At 52.2% G+C, this 22108-nt stretch carries 16 protein-coding genes; all 16 read left to right on the forward strand.

The genetic code is table 11. The annotated features are described in order from the left end of the window. Window positions 1–435 precede the first annotated feature (435 nt). Window positions 436–5703: a WIAG-tail domain gene (locus tag MH144_RS22305; protein WP_239304236.1), complete on the forward strand. Its 5268-nt coding sequence runs from the start codon at window positions 436–438 to the stop codon at window positions 5701–5703. Window positions 5704–6070: 367 nt separating this feature from the next. Beyond that, on the forward strand, window positions 6071–6796 hold the full coding sequence (locus MH144_RS22310; RefSeq protein WP_239304238.1) for a glycosyltransferase family 2 protein: 726 nt from the start codon (window positions 6071–6073) through the stop codon (window positions 6794–6796). A gap of 4 nt (window positions 6797–6800) precedes the next feature. Beyond that, on the forward strand, window positions 6801–7889 hold the full coding sequence (locus MH144_RS22315; protein WP_239304240.1) for a glycosyltransferase family A protein: 1089 nt from the start codon (window positions 6801–6803) through the stop codon (window positions 7887–7889). Beyond that, window positions 7886–8659, forward strand: a complete 774-nt coding sequence (locus MH144_RS22320; RefSeq protein ID WP_127538962.1) for a glycosyltransferase family 2 protein — start codon at window positions 7886–7888, stop codon at window positions 8657–8659. The genes MH144_RS22315 and MH144_RS22320 overlap by 4 nt, the downstream gene beginning before the upstream one ends. After that, complete coding sequence (locus tag MH144_RS22325) at window positions 8656–9387, forward strand: sugar phosphate nucleotidyltransferase (RefSeq protein ID WP_239304242.1); 732 nt, start codon at window positions 8656–8658, stop codon at window positions 9385–9387. Before MH144_RS22320 ends, MH144_RS22325 begins: the two co-directional genes overlap by 4 nt. A gap of 765 nt (window positions 9388–10152) precedes the next feature. Continuing rightward, complete coding sequence (locus MH144_RS22330) at window positions 10153–10836, forward strand: GT-D fold domain-containing protein (protein WP_239304244.1); 684 nt, start codon at window positions 10153–10155, stop codon at window positions 10834–10836. A gap of 64 nt (window positions 10837–10900) precedes the next feature. Further along, window positions 10901–12454: a glycosyltransferase family 2 protein gene (locus MH144_RS22335; RefSeq protein ID WP_239304246.1), complete on the forward strand. Its 1554-nt coding sequence runs from the start codon at window positions 10901–10903 to the stop codon at window positions 12452–12454. Between the two features lie 213 nt (window positions 12455–12667). After that, window positions 12668–13624 carry an aminoglycoside phosphotransferase family protein gene (locus tag MH144_RS22340; RefSeq protein ID WP_239304248.1) on the forward strand — a complete coding sequence of 319 codons (957 nt, stop codon included), beginning with the start codon at window positions 12668–12670 and terminating at the stop codon, window positions 13622–13624. Between the two features lie 186 nt (window positions 13625–13810). Then, window positions 13811–14089 (forward strand): glutaredoxin family protein, encoded by a 279-nt coding sequence (locus tag MH144_RS22345; protein ID WP_239304250.1) that lies wholly within the window; start codon window positions 13811–13813, stop codon window positions 14087–14089. Between the two features lie 299 nt (window positions 14090–14388). After that, a complete protein-coding gene (locus tag MH144_RS22350) occupies window positions 14389–15726 on the forward strand; it encodes an LLM class flavin-dependent oxidoreductase (protein ID WP_239304252.1) in 1338 nt (445 codons plus the stop codon). 143 nt (window positions 15727–15869) lie between these two features. Continuing rightward, window positions 15870–17510 (forward strand): ABC transporter substrate-binding protein, encoded by a 1641-nt coding sequence (locus MH144_RS22355; protein ID WP_239304253.1) that lies wholly within the window; start codon window positions 15870–15872, stop codon window positions 17508–17510. Window positions 17511–17552: 42 nt separating this feature from the next. Further along, window positions 17553–18485: an ABC transporter permease gene (locus MH144_RS22360; protein ID WP_127538969.1), complete on the forward strand. Its 933-nt coding sequence runs from the start codon at window positions 17553–17555 to the stop codon at window positions 18483–18485. Window positions 18486–18523: 38 nt separating this feature from the next. Then, window positions 18524–19441: an ABC transporter permease gene (locus tag MH144_RS22365; RefSeq protein ID WP_239304255.1), complete on the forward strand. Its 918-nt coding sequence runs from the start codon at window positions 18524–18526 to the stop codon at window positions 19439–19441. 26 nt (window positions 19442–19467) lie between these two features. After that, window positions 19468–20016 (forward strand): NADPH-dependent FMN reductase, encoded by a 549-nt coding sequence (gene ssuE / locus MH144_RS22370; RefSeq protein WP_239304257.1) that lies wholly within the window; start codon window positions 19468–19470, stop codon window positions 20014–20016. Window positions 20017–20085: 69 nt separating this feature from the next. Then, window positions 20086–20958, forward strand: coding sequence for a LysR family transcriptional regulator (locus MH144_RS22375; protein ID WP_095292004.1), 873 nt, complete (start codon window positions 20086–20088; stop codon window positions 20956–20958). A 57-nt stretch (window positions 20959–21015) separates the two neighbouring features. Continuing rightward, complete coding sequence (locus MH144_RS22380; protein ID WP_239304259.1) at window positions 21016–22077, forward strand: LLM class flavin-dependent oxidoreductase; 1062 nt, start codon at window positions 21016–21018, stop codon at window positions 22075–22077. Window positions 22078–22108: the final 31 nt, after the last annotated feature.

The raw sequence follows: 22108 nt of genomic DNA on the forward strand, positions 1-22108 counted from the left end.
ACCGTTCCTCCTTCAATATTATCGCGACATGGATCGTCCATATATGGGATGCCGGTCTGTCAACGCATGATTGGACATCACGATCACGCAGACCGGAATCATGATGCACCTTCATGCACCGGCGTGTTATTCATAGCTCCACACATCCATTGAACTCAGGTAAGGGTGAAACTAATAAGCGCATTGTAAGCCGTTTTACGGATGTATACGTAAGGCTTATGAAGTATCGTATGACATTTTTCCGGCAGGGGCGTGGACAGCCGCCTTACATCTATAGCCGGGCACAGCCTATTTCACCATGGACAGGGTGATTTTTTGCAGTTTGACCCGCTCATTCATCCAATCTTGCCTTCAAAAGTCGTGATATGAAGTGGCAGATGCCCATATTGAAGCATATGATGCCGGAGATGAACGTTAGAGGAAGGAGCAAGCTGCATGAGTAAAAAAGGCAATAAGAAGGTTCCGACGCCGAAACTGCGGCATGTGAGCCCCAAATTTAAGGAACTGGAACTGACCGAACGCCGTGCAGGCACCATGAATTCAGGTCTAACCCAGAATAGGGAAGAGCGCTTGAATACAAATAAACCGGATTCGAGAGCAAATCAGGCATCCGAAGAATTCTTAGACGAATCAACGGAACTCCCTGCCTCTACGAACGAGCTGGAAGACCTGGTGATCGCAGCCGAAACGAATGATCCGGAACCGGCAGCATCGGATAACGAGGATGTCCAGACGCAAGATAGCCCGGAGAAGCAGATTCAGGTAAGCAGTGTCGCTTCGCTTGCTCTGGAAGAGCAAACTATTATCCAGCAGGAGACCACAGGTAGAGATCGATTGGAGATTCTGAATCAGAACCAGATGCCGGGTCATACCGGACACTATATCTACACGGATGATCTGAGTGATTTTGCGGTTACGGAGAGCAAACTGGCTCCATTCTCTGTGGATGACTCCAAGCTGAAACCGGGTGCAGTCGGCAGTGAAGCATTGCAGGATTATGCGGTGACCAGCATTCACATTGCAGATGGGGCGATTGTCTCCGCCAAACTGGCAGAGGCTTCGGTATCCGAGGAACACCTGATTGATGGCTCTGTGTCCGGTCACAAAATACGCAATGCGTCGATTGCTGGCGAGAAAATCAAAGACGGCAGCATTACGTCACAGAAGCTCGGCAATCAGGTTATCGATTCGGCCAAAATTGCCGATGGCTCCATCGGCACAAGACATCTTAGCCGCATGCTGGTTACGGAAGATTTAATCAAGAATCACGCCGTAACCGGAGATAAGATCGCCATAAGTGGTGTGGATACTCGGCATCTCACGGGAGGCGCCGTGCATACGTCCAAATTGGCTGACGATGCAGTGACCACTTCCAAAATTCGTGAAGGTGCTGTCACAAGCAGCAAGATCGAAGAAAAATCCGTAGAGTCTCACCATATTCAGGACGGAGCAGTGAAACAATCACATCTGGCAGAAGGAGCGGTCGGTCGTTCACAATTATCTATTGGCAGCATTGGGAGTGATCAGATCGAGGATGGATCCATACAAACCAGACATTTGGCTGAGGGATCACTCAGTGGAAAACATTTGCTGGATGGTTCCATCGGTTCAAACCAGATTCGTGCTCAGGCGGTGGGCAAGGATCAACTGGGCAAAGGGGAAGTCGGTAGTGATCACTTGGCAGAGGGAGCCGTAACCAGCAGCAAACTGGCAGACCAATCGGTTGGAACGGCAAAATTGTTGGAGCAATCCATTACAGCTTCCAAGATCTCGGACCAAAGTGTCATTGCTTCCAAAATTGCGGATGAAGCGATACAGGGCAAACATCTTGCCAAAGGCTCCATTCGAGCGGAACATATCGTCAATCGGGGAATTACACCGGTACATGTGGATAATGCTGCGATTCACTCGATTCACATTGCAAGTGGAAGCATTGAGGCACCTCATCTGTCTACCGGAAGTGTGTCCGGAGAAGCGCTTGCAGATGGCGTGGTATCCGAGCGGCATCTGGCTGAAGCTGCGGTGGGTACGTATGAATTACAGGATGCGGCAGTGACAGACGTGAAGCTTGCAGACGGAAGTGTGACATCAGAAAAACTGGGAACGGCATCGGTTAGCAGCAGAGCGCTCGCTCCGGGAAGTGTCGCATCCTCGCATCTTGCAAGCGGTGGTGTTACGGGTACACATCTGGCTCCAGGCAGCGTGGGATCCGAGGCCCTGAGACCATATGCCGTGAAATCGGAGCATCTGACAGAACACGCCGTAGGTGTCCCGCACCTTCAACCGGGTAGTGTTGAAACGGATGCCATTGCACGTGCGGCAGTTACAACGGACAAATTGGCTCCTGGCAGCATAACTTCGGCCCAGCTGGCTGGAGGGTCCATTTTTCCGCCGCATCTGACAGATCATTCGGTTACCTCCCCGAAGCTCTCACCAGAGAGTGTTGCTACGGATAAACTGGCGGATTTTGCTGTCACATCAGCCAAACTGGCAGACGGCAGCGTGACTTCTTCCAAGATCATGGCAGAAAGCATTAACGCCAAGCATATCCCTGCCGGAACCATACGTGGGTATCATCTGAAGCAGCATGCTGTCTCACTGGAACATTTATCGGAGGAAATACGTTCACCGGAATTATTCGCCGATGGCAGTATCACAGGCAACAAACTGCGCCATGGATCCGTAACTGCAGACCACTTAACAGCAGACTCGGTATCGGGGACAGAATTACAAGAGGGTGCCATAAGCAGTAAGCATCTGCAGGCATCCGTTGTGCAAACGGAGCATCTGGCAGACGGCAGTGTGAAGTCGGACCATCTGGATGATCATGTCGTAAACTCACAGCATCTGAAGCCAGACATTATTCATGCCGAGCATATTGCTGAACAGGTCATTACCTCCCATCACCTGGCTCCGGGGTCTGTTGAAACAGACCATCTGGCACCTTTATCCATCACAGCGGCTCACCTTCAACCCGGCTTGATCAGCGGGCTGCACCTTCAGGCAGAGTCAACAAGTGCGGTGCACCTGCAGCAGGGCGCTGTACATTCCCGCCATATTCAAGATGGTGAAATTCTTCCGCATCATATCCATGAACGCAGCATCGGAACAGTTCACCTGGAGGAAGAAGCGGTAAGTACAATTATACTGCAGGAAGGAGCCGTAACAGGCTCCAAGCTGGCAAGTGGCAGTGTCGATGGCAGCAAATTGGCCGCAGGAACGATCGAGGCCGCCCACATTGGAGATGAAAGTGTGCAGTCCCGTCATATCCAGGAGGGAGCCATCCTCGCGAATCATATTCAAGAGGGCAGTATTGGTGAAGCTCATCTGGAAGAGGAGTCGGTAAGTGAGGTTCATTTGCAAGATGGGGCGGTAACGAGTGCGAAGCTGGCGGAAGGCAGCATCAGCGGCAGCAAATTGCTCGAAGGAACGATATCCGCAGCTCATATTGCAACGGAAAGTGTGCAATCGGAGCATATACAGGCAGATGCGATCCATGCAGATCATATTCAGGAGCGGAGCATCGGTACAGTTCATCTGGAAGAAGAAGCGGTAAGTGCAATTCACCTGCAAAATGGATCTGTAACGAGTACCAAACTGGCCGACGACAGTGTGAGTGGAAGTAAGCTGCTCGAAGGTGCGGTTTCCGGTATTCATATTGCCTCCGAAAGTGTGCAATCCCGTCATATTCAGGAAGGAGCAATCCTTGCTGACCATATTCAGGAGCGCAGCATTGGAACACCTCATCTGGAAGAGGAAGCGGTAAGTGCGATCCATTTGCAAAATGGATCTGTAATCAGCGCCAAACTGGCCGACGGCAGTGTAAACGGAAGCAAGCTGCTTGAAGGAGCCGTATCGGATATCCACATTGCAGATCACAGTGTGCAATCCCGGCATATCCAAGATGGGGCGATCCATGCTGGCCATATTCAAGAGTGCAGCATTGGCACAACCCATCTGGAAGAGGAGTCGGTGAGTGCAATCCATTTGCAAAATGGATCTGTAACCAGTGCCAAACTGGCCGACAACAGCGTGAGCGGCAGCAAGCTGCTGGATGGAACAATATCCGGAATTCACATTGCAGATGATAGTGTGCAATCCGGACATATTGAGGCAGGTGCCATCCATGCAGATCACATCCAGGAGCGCAGCATCGGCACAAACCATCTGGAAGAGGAAGCCGTAAGTGCGGTTCACCTGCAAAATGGGTCCGTCACGAGTGCCAAACTGGCCGATGGCAGTGTGAGCAGTAGCAAAATACTTGAAGATACTGTAACGGGAGTTCATCTTGCATCGGAAAGCGTGCAGTCCCGCCACATTCAGGAAGGAGCCATCCTGGCTGGCCATATCCAGGAGAACAGCATCGGCACGGTTCACTTGGAAGAGGAAGCCGTAAGTGCTGACCATCTGCAAGATGGGGTGGTAACGAGTGCCAAACTGGCTGATGGCAGCGTAAGCAGCAGCAAAATACTTGAAAATGCCATATCTGATGTCCATATTGCGAATGGCAGTGTGCAATCCCGGCATATTCAGGTGAAAGCCATTCATGCCGATCATATTCAGGAACGCAGCATTGGAATCTCCCATCTGAAGGCGGAGTCGGTAAGTGCGATTCATCTGCACAACGGTTCCATCACAAGTGCGAAACTCGCCGATGGCAGTGTGAATAGCAACAAATTGCTTGAAGGTGCAGTATCCGCTATCCACCTGACAGACAAAAGTGTGCAATCCCGGCATATTCAGGATGGAACGATCCTGGGTGATCACATTCAAGAACGTAGTATCCGCACAGCTCATTTGGAAGAAGAATTGGTCAGCGGGATTCACCTGCAAAATGGGTCCGTCACGAGTGCCAAATTGGCTGACGGCAGCGTAAATGCCAGCAAACTGGCCGAACAAAGTATTACTTCCAATCACTTGAACGCGGGCATTGTAGGTCCAGCGCATTTGAGCGAAGAGATCTGGAATGCGATTCGACAGTTCAGTGGAGAAACGCTGGAGAAGCTGGCAGCGATCAAACGTCAGGAAGCGCTGCTTCAGGGAGAACATGAGGCTGTTCAGCCATTACAGTCTGCAATCCTCACGGAACTGCCGAGTACTGATCTGGGGGAAACCCCGACGTTACAGACTCCGGGTCAAGAGCTCAACCAACAAGTAACAGACCAACAAGTAGAGGAACAACAATTACAGGAACAGCCATCACTAACCAATGATGTTGGAGAAACGTTGGCGGATTCCTTGACGACAGCTGATGTAATTCAGCCACTGGTTCAGCAGCAACCTGAACTTCCGCAGGAGATCGATAAAATTACGGAGTTTGAACTGAGTGAGCAGGCGGTTAAACAGGAGCATCTGAGTGAAGGTGCTGTTGGAAGTGGTCAGCTGCAGCATGGAGCAGTTGGACCTGAACACCTGTCATTCCAGCCGGTTCGCAGTGTCAGTCGTCAGCCGGTCGTTCAGCAGTTTGGCATGGAAGCCTTCATCCTGCCTGAAAATGAAGAATGCGTTGAGGTAACCGTAGCATTTGAGCAATCTTTTGCATCCGAACATTATGTGATTGTAGGAATGAGTAATGATCGCGGATTCCAGGTGTCACTGCTGTCCCAGAGTGAGGATGAAGCGGTATTGGAAGTGTTCCGTACGCCTGGATGCAAACACACCTATGGTTTGTTGTCCTGGATTGCAGCAGGTCCTGCGAATTAAAGATACGACCAAGTCATGGAGTACCTGAACAAAAGCGGTTCCTGGAGTTATCCGGGACACCGCTTTTGTTCCTATATTAGCCGGTCTTCTAAAAAGAAGCTTATGGAAATCAAGGACAAACGCCGTTTCCACTAATCCCTGATTACATAGAATAATGTGTACTCCCTTGCATGTTGAGTATTTTTGAGGGTGGGAGGTGACTGTATTGCAGCATCGTCGTCGTACTGTTCATTCAGCCGCCAAACTAGTGAGCCGAAAGAGGAAGCAGTTGAACAAAAGACGTGTAAAACCTGTGCGTAAGAAGGGTGCGAGAACCCCCAGATACGTCATCCCCCCAACACGGGAGGAGATCAATCCAAACATACCCATGCTTTCGGTGATTATACCGGCTATGAATGAAGAAAAGACGATTGGCAGAGTCATTAGGCAGGCGCTTCGCATCTGCAGGGATTCTGAAGTGATTGCCGTTGTCAACGGCTCAACGGACGGCACGGCAGCAGCGGCACAGGCAGCAGGTGCAAAAGTGCTTTTGTATACGGAGGCCTTGGGTCACGATGCAGGAAGACGAATGGGAGCAGCGGCTGCCCGAGGGAGAATCCTCCTATTTACGGATGCAGATATCCCCATACCTGCAGAGCAGCTCGCTCCCTATGTGCAGGCCATATTGGATGGGACCGATGTTGCGCTTAACGATTATGACGGGCCCGTTAAACGAATTCCTGTACATCCTGTGGTGGAGGCCAAGCATGTCCTGAACAGCATCCTGGCCAGGCCGGACCTGCAGGGAGCTTCAATGACAGCCATTCCGCATGCGTTAAGCCGCAGGGCACTTGATGTTATAGGCGTTCCTTCGCTGGAGGTTCCTCCGCTTGCATTAGCCAAAGCCGTGTCGAGTGGATTAGAGGTACGCGCCGTTCATCATGTACCTGTAGGTAAAATGAATGCGGTTCGGGTGAAACGGCGAAGCGGGCCAGATCCGCTGAGCCAAGTGGTGCTGAATGATCATCTGACAGCGATCAGGTGGATCACCGACGAACTCGGTCCACGCGGAGGGTATTCCGACCTGCAGCGTGTTCGCTGTCTGACGAGGTGAGAAGATGAAGGAACGTTCGAGAGTTGTCCGCCATCGCCGGACGATGAAAAGACAACTGGCGTCCAGACGGAACATTCCCGGGAGAAGACGGACGAAGGGTCCGACAGCCAAAGCTCCGGAACCCAGTCTGAATGCAGTATGGAAGTCGGGTCATCAGTCAGGACGCAGTGCACCTGAAGATAGGGCGCTGGCTGCCCAACATGCACGTCTTGCCTGGCGTGAGCACTGGCAGTACATCTCGGGAAATTTCGGAAGCTATGAAGCTGCCATGCAGGCAGGGAAAGCATATATGCAAGGATACGTGCAGGGTGCAGGATATCCGGTGGATATCATTCCGCTCCCCCTCCATCATTCTGCTGCCGCTGTTGTCTGTGCGTGCAATGAAGAACGGACACTCGGAAAAGTAATGGCACAGTTAAAGCGGCTGCCGCTGAAGGACATCATTGTTGTGTTGAATGGGACAACGGACGACAGTCTGAATCTGGCGCTGGCCGAGTCCGATATAACCCTTGTGTATGAACCGGACCGGGCAGGACATGATGTAGGCCGCGCACTTGGAGCGAAAATGACCGAAGCGGAAGCGATTCTTTTTGTGGATGGGGACATGGTGCTTCCGGCAGAACAGCTGGCTCCTTTTCTGTATGCAGTGGACCGTGGAAGCGATGTGGCCTTGAATGATCTGAATTCATTGCTGCCACCGTTTGCCCGGCAGGATGATGTGAGCCGGATCAAGGCGTATCTCAACCGCACTCTCGGGAGAGCGGATCTGGGGTCCAATTCTCTGACTGCCGTCCCGCACGCCCTTTCCCGCAAAATGGTTCTAACCGTTAAGCCTGAATCTCTGGCTGTCCCGCCGAAGGCACAAGCCATGGCGATCCGGCACGGTCTGAGCGTCACGGCGCCTTGCCAGGTGGACGTCATTCGCTCCAATCGTCTGCGTACCACGAATACAGGCAGTGGCAATGAAGTCGCGGGATTGATCATTGGCGACCACCTGGAGGCCATTGCAGCCTGGATGGCAGCAGCAGAGCATGGATCGGATTCGCGGATGTTATCCCGAGCCGAAGTGGCTTACAGGAGGAACGCCCGATGACACTGACGAGTATCGTGATTCCAACGTATAACGGACTGGATCTGTTGAAGCCGTGTATTGATGCCATTCGGGAGTATACCGGAGCAGGCACCCCTTACGAGATTGTGGTTGTGGATAACGGTTCCGTCGATGGTACGGCAGCCTATTGTGCCCGTGAACGAGTCCGATTTGTTCGATTACCGGAGAACCGGGGTTTCCCTGCAGCCTGTAATGCAGGACTTCGTGCGGCTTGCGGTGATGAGCTGCTGCTGCTCAACAACGATGTCACGGTGACCCCGCGGTGGCTCGAAAATCTTCGGTTCGGACTCTACAGTGAAGCAAACATCGGAATCACCGGTCCGGTAACCAATTATGCAAGCGGGATTCAGCAGGTTGACCTGGACTTTGGGAGCATGGAACAGTTCCAGCAATTAGCGGCAGCCAACAATGTCTCCGACCCAACCAGGTGGAAGGAAGTCAGCCGTATCGTTGGACTGTGCATGTTGTTTCGCCGAGAGGTCATGGCGTCCATCGGCTTGCTTGACGAGGCCTATTCGCCTGGACATTATGAGGATGATGATTATTGTTATCGGGCTCGCATGCAAGGGTATCGACTGCTTGTATGCAGGGATGTGCTTGTGCATCATCGCGGCAGCGCGAGTTTTCAGAAGACGGACCCGGCTGCATGGAAGCAATTGCTTGAACGTAATCGCTCAATATTTATCCATAAATGGCATGTTGATCCGCTTGAATATATTGAGACATCCGATGAGGGAGGGAATGTGGAATGAAAGGTGTAATTCTTGCAGGAGGAACGGGAACACGGCTGTATCCTCTGACGCGGCTGATTAACAAACATCTGCTTCCGGTCGGTAAACATCCGATGATTGTATATGGCATCGACAGACTCCGTCAGGCGGGGATTGAAGATATTCTGATTGTGATGGGCAAACATTCGGCGGGACTGTATACGGAGTATCTGGGCGGCGGAGCCGAGCTTGGGGTTCGGTTGACCTACCGGATTCAGGAGCAGGCGGGAGGCATTGCTGAAGCACTTGATCTGGCAAAGTCGTTTATTCTTCCTAGCGAAAAGTTTGTCGTACTGCTGGGTGACAATCTGTTTAGTGATGATCTGAAACCTTATGTTGACCGTTATGTGCAGCAGCCTGCGGGAACAGCACGTGTGCTGCTGAAAGAGGTGGATGATGCCAGACGTTACGGTGTACCTGTCTTTGACGCGAACCACCCGGAGCGCATATCGTACATTGAGGAAAAACCAAGCCAGCCGAAGACCTCTTACTGCGTAACAGGGATTTACATGTACGATGATCATGTATTTCATCTGATTGATGGCATTACGCCTTCTGCACGCGGGGAGCTGGAGATTACGGATGTCAATAACCACTATGCCTCTGCTGGAGGCCTGGAGTATGACATCTTGCAAAAATACTGGAGCGATGCAGGTACCTTCGAATCGCTGCAGGAAGCTGCAGTCCGCATGAAGGGACAACTGCCATAACATCATGCGCCTGATGCTGCCGCTGTGCGGTGCCCCATGGGACCCGAATAACCTGCGCCGGAGCTGGAAGGAGGCTCCGGCGCTTTGTGCAGCGGCGCTCCCGTGCATGCCGAGGGAGGGAATGCCATGAGAGTAGCGAAACGGACCGGGCACACGGAAGCCAAGGCGACAGCTAAGCCGCGGGGTACTCGCCCGGCAGCATTTCAAGGGCAAGGCGTTCTGATGGTGACGGGAACCCCAGAGGCCGGTATCCGGCGGGCTGCCGTCAAGCCCGGGCATCGCACTGCGCGGGCCCAGGCGGGCGCACGTACTGCTGTGCCGCGTAAGCCTGCCGGCAGGAAGGCCGCTGCACGCCGTCGCTCCGCCGGCAGGCGCGGGCATGCCGCGGCTCACGGCCGCCGCGCAGCAGCCCGGCGCACACCGCGTCCGGCTGCGCGCCGTGCGCCTGTGCCAGCACCGCAAGCCAGCACGCCGAAGGCGGTGCCTGCCCGCGGTGCTGGCACGGCCCCGCTCCAGGCGACACACCACCCGCACGGTGGTGTCTCCCCTGCGGGGCAAGCTGGCGCTGCTGCTGCCGGCTCTGCGGGCAGCGCCAAGGCCCTGCCGCCTGCAGAGCCGGCAGGCGCACCCGGCGGCTACGCCGAGGGCTACCGCGACGGCGTATTCGCGGGCGGGGAGGCGCTGGTGGCGCAGCACATCCCGCCAGACCACATTCTGCCTGCCGTAGCGGCGGCAGATCTGATCGCGGCGGGTTTCCGCCAATATGTGCCCAGCCTCACCCGTCTGGCCAGCCCCCACGAGGTGGCTGACCAGATTCGGGGGGCGCTGGATGCACAGCGCCCCCTGTCGGTCGTTCGCCTCGGAGATGGCGAACTGCTAACGCTGGCAGCCGATACGGTGCTGCCCGGCGAGCAGGTGCAGGAGCTGGCACCGTTCCTGCCTTACGCAGGGGTGCCGCGCTCTGTTCCCGAGATTCGGGCTGCGCTTGCCGAAGCGATACAGGGTGCGGATTGGGTAGGCGTTCCGATCTCGCGGGCGCCCACGTTTCAAGGCTTGTTATTCCCGGTGATGCGCCATTTCGGGATTGACTGGTCCCGGTTGAAGCTGACCAGTTCAACAATCAACTATAGTCTGCATCAGGCGGGGCTGCTGCTGCCTATCCTGCAAGGCCGCCGCGTGCTGGTGATCGGCAGCCAGGCGTGTGGGCTCGGTGCACTGCTTCACAGTCACGGAATACATGTAACGGGCATGATTGGTTCCGTTGCCGGGGTTATGGATGTGCCAAGGGTGGTGCAGGAAACGGCAGCGCATTCCTTCGATATTGCTCTGGTTGCTGCAGGAGTTCCGGCCGTAATCCTGTGTCGGCGCATTGCTGGCGAACTCGGCAGGGTTGCTCTGGATTTTGGGCATTTGGCTGATAAGTTGGTTACAGGAGAGCTTCATCTCTAATGGAGTCTGGCGGATGGTTGACACGACGCGACGCATCCGGACGAGGGGAAATGGGGGAAGCAACATGAGCAAACCAGGTATCATATCCAAGCATCGGGGTGCTTCCGGACCCGCCAAAGTAGTTCTGCATTCCGCTGGAAATAGCCCAGTGCGGAAATCGGGACGTAGAGGGAAAGGCAAGCGGGGGGCCAGAGCTGTCAAACTGTACAAACAAGGGTACAGCAGGGGATACGATGAAGGGGTAAGACAGGGTCAGAGTTCATTTGGACTGTTATTTGAAGGGGTCAGCATCATTATTCCGACCTATAATCAGCGGGAGTATGCCCTTAAATGTGTATCCAGTATCGAGAAACATACGCCTGCTCCCTACGAAATCATTGTGGTGGATAATGGTTCGAAGGATGGGACGGCAGAAGCGATGCTGCGTAAAGGCGGCATGGTGAGAGTGGCTGCACTGGATGTCAATCGCGGATTTGCCGGTGGTGTCAATCAGGGACTGATGATGGCAAGAGGCCGTCATATCGTAGTGCTGAATAACGATACGCTGGTCACGCCAGGCTGGCTTGATAACATGATGGCCTGCCTGGACAGTGATCCGGAGATTGGTCTGGTCGGCCCAGTCACCAACTATATAGGAGGCGATCAGCAGATCGATGTTCCGTATACCGAGGTGCAGGATATGTGGTCCTTTGCCGCCAGACACAACCGGCCTGACCCTGGTAAACACCGGGTAACTGAACGGCTTGTCGGCTTTTGCTGGCTGTTCTCACAAGACCTGCTGGAGCGGGTGGGATATCTGGATGAAGGATATGCGGTGGGCAACTTTGAAGATGATGACTGGATGATTCGGGTGAAGCTGGCAGGATATAAGCTTGCGGTCGCAGGAGATGCCTTCATTCATCACTTTGGCAGCGTCAGCATGAAGGCGCTGGGCGAACCGGATTTTGCAGCTGTGAACAAGGGGAACGAACAGTTTCATTCCAGGAAGTGGGGAGATCCTCACGCTCTGGTCGCGAAAACATTGCAGCTGGCACAATATATGGAACAGGAAAATTCATCGGCAGCGCCGGATTCCGCCCATTTGGGGCATGCCAACCCGCGCCAGCAATTGTCCACGAAGGGCAGTCAGGACCGGGGACCGAAGACAAGACGCAGCAGCGACTTTTATCCGGAAGGCTGCTTCGTTTCCGATGTGAAAGGCGATGTATATCGTCTGGCGGGAGGCCTGAAGCGCAAGCTGAACATTCCTGTACCGCGAGGCATATCCCCTGTTCAGGTAGCCAAACCGGATCTGCTTGGGATCCCTGCCGGAGATGCTGTAGTGTCAGCAAGTGAAATTCGGGGCTGGCCGCTTGAAGTGAGGCATGTGCATGTTTCATCGATTCATGACTCGGACACGGGTTGGACGGAAGGCTGTATTCTTGCGGCAGCTGATGCGCCGGAGGTTCGGTATCAGATCAGCGAGGGCAGACGGAGAAAGTTCGCAACGGTGTATGCAGCAGAACAATGGGGCGTACATTCCGGTCATGTATTGAGCGTGTCTCCGGAACAGCTGCATGCAATTCAGGAAGGCTTGCCCATCATCGCCCCGCCGCAGCTCTTAAACGAAGATCTGTAAAAATGAGGCTCGCTGTAAACCGGTTCGGCACGATGCGAGATGTAATGTGCAGCGTACGGCTCCATTTCATTTCGCATCCAGGCTTTCCATGCGTTACATACAAGGCAATCTTATGTTTATAGATGATTGAAAAGTAAGCGATTTCATTTTACACTATGACCAATTGAATCATCGCATAGCTAACTTAAGCATGCGGTAGGGGGATGGTGCACGATGATGAAGAGTGAAAGCATCGTACTGGCTGGACGAATAGCCAGTCATTTTTTGCAGGAAAAAGTCAAGGCAGCACATCAGATTGTTGGGAAGGGTTTCGTCAATCAGGTATGCGTAGTCGAGACGGAGGAACACAACGTTATTGTACGCATGAACGATAAAGACCAATATCCGATTTTTTTGAAGGAACGATGGTGTCTTGAGCAAGCAGCAGCCGTTGGGATTCCGGGTCCAGAGACGTTATCCGTTGGAATCATGGAAGAAACAGCTTATATGATTCAAACGGTTGTCCAGGGAGATAACGGACTGGATGCAACGATTGACACGATTGAAATTTGGAGGAAACTCGGCGAGTACGCAAAACGGATTCATTCCATTCCGGTGGCAGGTTTCGGAGAACGGATGGACCCTGTCTCGAGTACATTTTATTCCCCGCCGCATGCGGGATCAGATGGCAGCTGGCAGGGATACATACAGTACAATATCAATAGCTTGACGGAGCATGACCCCTTAATTGAACTTGGTGTACTAACTCAAGCAGAATCGAAAAGGGTAAGACAGTGGTTCGAGCGTTTGAAAATGGAAACGTTTCGTTTTGGACTGTGCCATGGTGATCTCTCATTGAAGAACACGATGGTTGATTTAACAGGCCAAATTACACTATTGGATTGGGGAAATGCAGAAGTCACTGTGGTACCGTATGGCGATATCATACATATGATACGATGCCAGATCCATGGAGAAGGACCCAATAGGATAGAGTTAGAAGCCTTTATGGAGAGTTACGGGCTGAATGACTATGAGCTGGATCAGATGAGACATGTCATGGTCTTGAAGACCTTTGATACGCTTAGATGGGCTATCGATCAAAGTCCGGATGAGGTTGATTTTTATGCCGGGATGGCCCGGAAAGTCCTTACTCTAGTCAAAGAAACAAGCAGAGACGGATCGATGTAATCGCTTTTTCAAAAAAATTAAATTTAATCTTTCTATGCTGCTATAGGTTTATTCTATTAGCAGCTCCATTGACGCTTAAGGATACGAAGAGTACATTTATAGCCATAATTCTTATTTAACAGGTAGGAATTAAAGGTCTGAGGCATGCCTCGATCTTATCCTTGAATACAATCAGGAGGGTTATCGATGCCTACGTCACCCAAAAAAGTAGTGCTATGGAGCAAAACAGGCTGTCATTTCTGTGGAGAGGTAAAAGCGTTTTTGACGTCGCGGAATCAGCCTTTTGAGAACATTGAAGTGGAAGGCAATGATGTGCTGAGGGATGTGCTTGAAGCGAAATACGGCATTCGGCATGTTCCTGTTATTGAAGTTGGAGGGGATGGCAAGTTTGAGGCGTTGCTGGAACCGGATCTGGAGAAGCTTGCCGCGCTTTTGGCCCAGCCGGACGAAGCGGCAACTGTCTGATCGTCTCTTGCACAATCGGATTGAATTCGTCGTTTTCGGCTATAGAAAGCTGCTGGGGCAGTGGATTGTAGCCGGGAGCGTACGAATGAACCTGTCTTATACAGATCTCTGATTTATATATAGAAAAGTTCTATTAGTCACCCCGTTGACCCTTTCACAGGGCAGTGATAAGATTTGTGAAATTATAAAACTGATCAAACTCATAGGAATAGTTACTTTTGAGTTTCGAAAATGTAAAAAGTCATGTCTGGACCCTGATGCATCATCCTAAATCCAATATGAGGGAAGGCGGAATGTATATGACGGCAAAACGCAGTTTGAAATTTGGAGCCATTGTTCACGGTGTCGGAGGCAGTATGACCACATGGAGACACCCGGAGATTCAACCGGATGCGAGTGTGAATTTTGAGTTCTACAAGCGCCAGACGCTGAAAGCGGAAGAAGGTAAGTTCGATCTCGTTTTTATTGCTGATGGTCTGTACATCACCGAAAAATCCATTCCCCACTTCCTGAATCGGTTTGAACCGATCAGCCTGTTGTCCGCCTTGGCCGCCATCACTTCGCGGATTGGTCTGGTGGGAACCCTCTCCACGTCCTATAGCGATCCGTTTACGGTTGCCAGACAGTTTGGTTCGCTTGACCTGATCAGTGACGGCCGCGCTGGCTGGAATGTGGTTACCTCCCCGCTTGAAGGATCAGCCAAAAACTATAGTAAAAGCAATCACCCTACCCATCCAGAACGATACCGAATTGCAACAGAATATCTGCAAGTAACCAAGGGCCTGTGGGATTCATGGGAAGATGATGCGTTTGTCCGAGACAAGGAGAGCGGTGTTTTCTTCGATCCATCCAAACTGCATACACTCAATCACGAAGGGGAGTTCTTCTCCGTACAGGGACCACTGAACATTGCCCGTTCACGCCAAGGTCAGCCGGTGATCTTCCAGGCAGGCTCCTCCGATGATGGCAAGACCCTTGCAGCGAAAGAAGCCGATGCGGTGTTTACCGGACATGATACGATCGAGGATGCACAGGCTTTTTACAAGGATGTCAAAACGCGTGCCGCTTCCTATGGACGTTCCTCACAGGATATCGTCATTCTGCCAGGCATCAGCCCGATCGTAGGACGGACGGAAGAAGAAGCCGAACGTAAATACGAGGAGATTGCCAGTCTGGTTACGATCGACAAAGCGCTGGATTATCTGGGACGTTTCTTCGAGCACCATGACTTCTCCCAATATGCGCTGGATGAACCATTCCCTGAACTGAACGGCATTGGCAGCAACAGCTTCCGCAGCGGTACGGACAAAATCAAGAAGGATGCCAAAGAGCAGGGATTGACGCTCCGCGAAGTGGCATTGCGTGCGGCTACGCCGAAGAGCAAATTCCTGGGTACACCGGAACAGGTAGCCGACAAAATCCAGGAGTGGTTCGAAGCAGAGGCTGCTGACGGATTCATTATCCATTCGGAATTGCCAAGTGGTCTGTCTGATTTCGTGGAACTGGTCGTTCCGATCCTGCAGGATCGCGGCATTTATCGTACGGAGTACGAGCACGATACACTCCGCGGCAATCTCGGTGTGCAAATTCCGGTGAATCGTTATACAGCAGCCCGGGAGCAAGTGCAGCAGGCATAAGATGAACTGTACTCGAGATGTGCGCTACAGCGCTACGGCCATATGAATCCTTAAAAGCAATATTTCGTGTTTTAAAACCGACTTATCTCATAGGTTATATATAAAATAAAAATGACACCTGTATACACAGAGGGGGAAATGATATGAACAGGTCTATCGCATGGATGAAATTGTTGGCACTGGCAGCAGTATTGGTAATGGTATTGTCCGGCTGCGGAGCGGGCAGCAGCTCCAGCAATGCGGCTCAGGCATCTGGTGGTGACCAGGCGAGTCAAGCGGAGGGCGGGAATCTGACTTTCGCTCTCGCAACTTCACCAGATACGCTGGACCCTCACCGAAGCGGGCTTGCCGTTACGGTACGTGCCATCCGGACCATTTACGACAATCTGGTGGTGCAGCTGCCGGATGGTTCCATTAAACCATGGCTCGCCACGGAATGGAGCGTATCAGAGGATGGCAAGAGTTACACGTTCAAGCTGCGTGAAGACGTGAAGTTCCATGATGGCACGCCGTTTAATGCAGAAGCCGTGAAGTACAATCTGGATCGCGTGATCGATCCTGCCACCAAAGCTGCCAATTCCCTTGCGCTGATCAGACCCTATCAATCTTCCGAGGTCATTGATGAATACACCATCAAGGTGAATCTGGAAACACCTTCACAGGCCTTCCTGGGCAACTTAAGCCAGGCTCTGCTGGGTATCGTGTCCCCTACAGCTGCCAAGAAATATGGCGATCAATTGGGCAAAAACCCGGTGGGCACCGGACCGTATACCTTCGTGAAATGGGATGAAAATGCGGATATCGTTGTCGCCAAAAACAAGGATTATAGCTGGGCCCCAGAGACAGTTGAAAACAAAGCTGCACCTCATCTGGATACAATCACGTTCAAAATTGTACCAGAGGAAGCGACACGAATCGGAAGCGTACAAAGCGGTCAGGTACTCGCTGCAGAGACCGTTCCACCGCAAAATGTAGCAGCTCTGAAGAATGACCCGAACCAACAATTGCTGCAGGCCAATACGGTGGGACTGCCGTATACACTCTTCTTCAATCTGCGCAAAGCCCCTTGGGATGATGTGAAGGTCAGACAGGCGGTACAATCCGCTGTAGACGTGGAATCTATCGTCAAAACGTTGTATCTGGGCAACTACGAACGAGCATGGTCTGCATTGTCTCCTGGCATTTTGGGTTACGATGCCTCGCTGGAAGGAAGCATCAACCCGGACATCAACAAAGCCAATCAGCTACTGGATGAGCAGGGCTGGGTGAAGGGTGCGGATGGCATACGTGAAAAGGATGGCCAGAAACTGACGCTGCGTTATGTGGATGGTTCACCAAACCGAGAAAAGCGCAATGATATCGCCGCCATCATTCAGCAGCAGCTGAAACAGGTTGGCATCGCCGTTGAAGTTGAAATTACAAAAGACATTGCCACTGTCATTTATCAGAACTGGGACTATGATCTGTATGGCAACAGCCAGGTCAATTCCGACCCGAATGCCCTATACGCCTTCTATCATGCAAGCGCAGAAGGGGAGCGTCCGACGTTGTCCGGGTTGTCCGATCCAAAGATCGACGAGCTGCTGGAACAGGGAGCGGTGGAAACGGATCCCGAACAACGCGTGAAGATCTATAACGAGATTCAGCAATTTCTGATTGATCAGGCGGTCATTCTACCGATCTATGTATTCCCTTATACGGTAGCAGCATCCAAATCCGTGCAGGGAGTCAAGTTTGATTCACTTGGGTACCCATTGTTCAACGACGTGCGAATCCAGCCATAACATGAGCAGACCATCACGCATTCAGGAAGGAGACGACCCGGTATGGTTCAAACGATACTGACTCGGCTTGCAACATCACTATTTGTTATATTCGGAGCTTCGGTGCTGGTGTACTGCATCATGTATCTTCTGCCGGGTGATCCGGTCCTGCTCATGCTGGATCCATCCTCGGCTACGCCGGAGATGATCGAGAATTTGCGGGCGCAGCTTGGCCTGGATCAGCCGTTTTACATTCAATTTGCGAACTATTTCGGAGACATGCTGCGCGGTGATTTTGGCAAGTCCATGATTAATTCGGATCCAGTGCTTCCCAAAATTCTGGAGCATTTCCCGGCTACTCTGGCACTGACGGCACTGAGTTCCATTATTGCGATTACCATCGGCATCACGCTTGGCGTGCTGTCCGCCATCCACCGAAATGGCGTGATAGATTTTATTGCCCGTCTTGTTGGACTGTTTGGCATCTCCATGCCAACGTTCTGGACCGGCATTCTGTTGATCCTGCTGTTCTCGGTTCAGCTCGGCTGGTTCCCGGCCATGGGTTCGGAGGGCTTTGGCTCATTGGTTCTTCCAGCAGCCACCCTGGGACTGGTTGGTGCAGGTTTCATCGTACGAATGGTACGTAACAGTATGCTCGAAATCATTAATGAACCGTTTATCGTCGCTTTGCGTGCCAAAGGGCTTACGGAGCGAACGATTATGTACGTTCACGCACTCCGCAATGCACTGATTCCGGCCGTAACGGTCATTGGCATGCTGATTGGGGATCTGCTCGCAGGAACCGTCGTGGTCGAAACGGTATTCTCCAGACAGGGAATCGGACGGATTATTGCCGATGCCTTGATGGCAAAAGACCTGCCTGTTGTACAGGGCGTTGTCTTCTTTACCGCAATCATCTACGTTGTGCTGAATCTGCTGGTGGATATATCGTATGCCTACATCGATCCAAGGGTCAGACGTGCAGTCCGCACATGATTGGCGAGGACCATCTGTGATGAGGAAGGAGGATTCTTATGAGCATGAAACCATTGGTGGGTGACAAAAAGGCATGGACCGGCAGCAAAGGGCGTGTACGCCTATGGAATCGCCGTTTGGGAAGTCACCGCTTCTCGTTCGCGGTTTCCCGGTTATTCTTTTATGCAGCGCTGCTGGTCGTGGTATTCACCGTTACCTGTGCCATCGTTCCGAGCTGGATTGCTCCTTATGATCCAACTCAGATGATGACGGATGCAATCCTGCAGGCACCTTCTGCTGCGCATTGGTTTGGAACGGATTACTTCGGAAGGGATATCTTCAGCGTCGTTGTGCATGGCAGCAGGGATTCACTGCTGATCGGATTCGCTTCGGTGCTTGTCGGTGGCCTGGTGGGAAGTGCATTGGGTATTATCTCAGGGTATGCAGGTGGAATGCTGGATACGGCGATTATGCGTACGGTCGATATTCTGATGGCTGTCCCGGGAGTACTGCTGGCCTTGTCCGTAGCTGCGGCACTGGGTCCTGGACTGCTTAACATTGCACTGGCCGTTGCGGTAGCTTCCATTCCGGGATATGCACGGGTCATGCGCGGACAGGTGATGTCTGTCAAAAGCCTGCCATTTATCACAGCGACACGATCGCTTGGCGGCTCGAATGGACGTATTTTCTGGCGGCATGTCCTGCCGCATTCCCTGTCTCCTTTGCTTGTGATGGCAACATTGGGGGTGGGTACTTCCATCCTGACGGGTTCCGGTCTCAGTTTTCTTGGACTTGGGGTGTTGAAGGAAATTCCGGATTGGGGAGCACTGCTCTCGCAGGGACGCGGATACCTGACCGTAGCCTGGTGGATATGTACTTTCCCTGGACTCGCCATTACCATGTTTGTACTCGCAGTGAATCTGATTGGAGACGATATCCGTGACCGGCTTGATCCAAGAGTAAAAGGAGCGGCTTGACCGCTATTCCAAGGAGGAGATTAATGATGTCTCATGTCGTTATTATTGCCGGAGCACCTTCCAAACGTTCACGTTTGACTGGCCTAACCGATTACAGCAGCAATAAATTGAACGAAGCAGGTATTACTGTTGAGGTGATACATGTAGCGGATCTGCCGGCTGAAGATCTTGTGCAGGCCCGGTTCGACAGTTCGCATGTGCGAGACGCGCTTGCCGTGGTCGAAGCAGCAGACGCAGTCATTGTGGCTACGCCTGTCTATAAAGCGTCTTACTCCGGTGTACTGAAGCTGTTCCTGGATCTGATTCCACAGGAGGGGCTTCGCGGTAAAGTGTCACTTCCGCTTGTTATTGGCGGCTCTATCGCCCATCTGCTGGCTATCGATTATGCATTGAAGCCTGTACTGGCCGCTCTTGGGGGAAGACATATTTTGGGTGGTGTTTACGCAGTTGATCAAGGCGTAGAGCGTCTGGATGACGAGAAATATGCGCTTTCGGCCGACATTACAACCCGATTGGACCGTTCGCTGGATGAATTGATATTGACACTGGAAAAGGATGGTATTACGATTACTTAAAACCAAGTAAGCTGATTGGTTAAATTGATATAAGGTCAAATGTCTGTGGACCTGGATGCGGAGGCGCTTATGAATATTGAGAACATTGAAGCGTTTGTATATATCAATCATTACGGAAGCTTCAATAAGGCTGCCGAAGTACTCTTTTTGTCCCAGCCATCTGTAACGGCTCGAATTCAATCGCTGGAACGTGAGCTTGGCTGCAAGCTGTTTGATCGGCTTGGCAAACAGATCGTGCTCACGGATGAAGGGAGAAAGTTTCTTCCGTACGCTCAGCAGGTGCTGCAGGTTATCCAAAAGGGCAGGCAGAAGATTCAGCAGCGCCGGACGACCCCAGACGCGCTGCGTCTAGGCAGTACCGTATCGGTATCCAACTATGTCATTCCGGACTTCCTCCCCAAAATCAAGGAAGCCTATCCTGAGGTCAACATCAAGCTCACAACGGCTACAACAGATCAGTTGATCGCAAAGCTGCTTAATCAGGAGATTGATCTGGCGTTTGTACGCAAGGTCATGCACCCTGCCATACGTACCATTGCCTTTTATGAGGATCCGATCCAGCTGTATGTTTATAAGGGACATCCATTTATTGAACGCGGACACGTCAGCATGGAGGCGATTCGCAATGAGCGGCTGGTTTTCTTCGAATGCGGTTCCCTGGACTGGCTGCGTATTCACCGTGCGTTCGACTCCCTGGACCACCCGCCGGATATTACATATCATGTGGACCATTCGGAAACGGCGAAGAAACTGGTTCTTCAGGGAGCGGGTATTGCCTTCCTGCCGGGACTGACGGTGCAGAAGGAAGTGCAGGACCAGGAGCTGTTTCCCATTCAGGTCCATGAAGTTGCTGGTGTATCATTGCAGATTAGTGTCGTGACGTTAAAAGAAGAACATTCACCGTTTGCAGAGCCCTTTGGGGAGCTGCTGCGGCAGTTATAGAAGCAAGAACAGGCTTGGCAGCCGAATACGGCAGCACAATTGGAGGAGGAGAAACGTATGGGGATTCGTCTTGGCATATTGGATCAGACCCCAATCTATGAAGGGGAGACGCCGGTGGATGCATTCCGGCATACCATTGAGCTGGTGCAGCGTGCAGAGCAGCTTGGATTTCACCGGTTCTGGGTATCGGAGCATCACGATTCAGGACATGTGGCAGGTTCTTCGCCAGAAGTGCTGATCTCTCATTTGCTGGCACATACAGAGCGAATTCGTTTGGGTTCCGGCGGGGTCATGCTTCAGCATTACAGTCCTTACAAAGTTGCCGAGAATTTTAATGTGCTCGCAGCGCTTGGACCGGGAAGGATCGATCTGGGCATAGGACGTGCGCCAGGAGGATTGCCCCGTTCTACGCAGGCTCTGCAGCAGGGCATTCAGGAGGCAGCTTCACTGAAGGAGAAAATACGTCAAGTGAAGCAGTATATTCATAATGAACCGCATGCAGATGAAGATCATCCACTTGCCGGTTTAAGTGCTGCACCTGTGTCCGAGCTACCTGCCGAGCTGTATGTGCTTGGAGCAAGTGTCGATAGCGCTGGCATGGCTGCGGAACTAGGGCTCCCTTATGTGTTCTCCTTGTTTATCAATAGCAATATTGAAGTGGCACAAGAAGCCCTCCGTGTCTACCGCGAGCAATTCAACCGTTCAGAAGGCCGTGAGCCTTACGCCGTTCTTGCGATCTCCTTAATTGTGGCAGAGAGTGAGGAAGAGGCTGAAGGGCTGGCAAGTGAACACATGCTGGTCAAGATCCACCTGGAGAATGGCAAAGTACTGACGGTTGGTTCGGTGGAGCAGGCAGAAGAATTCGGACGGCAATCAAACGAAAAATATCGCATTGAGGTTCTGGAGCCAAGTGTAACCCGAGGAACGAAGGAAACGGTAGGTCAGGCTCTGCAAAAGTTTCAGGATAAATTTGCCGTGGATGAATTGATTGTCACAACAGCCACGCGTGATTTCGCGAAACGCATTCGCTCTTTTGAATTGCTGCGTGAGGCACTGGATGAACAGGGACTGGGCGAATTCTGGAGTGAATCCGAACCTGTGCAAGCGGCTATTGGTTAGGTAAGGATTCAGACCTGCATGTATTCTGTGT

The organism is Paenibacillus sp. ACRRY (assembly GCF_022346995.1).
Classification (GTDB): Bacteria; Bacillota; Bacilli; order Paenibacillales; family Paenibacillaceae; genus Paenibacillus.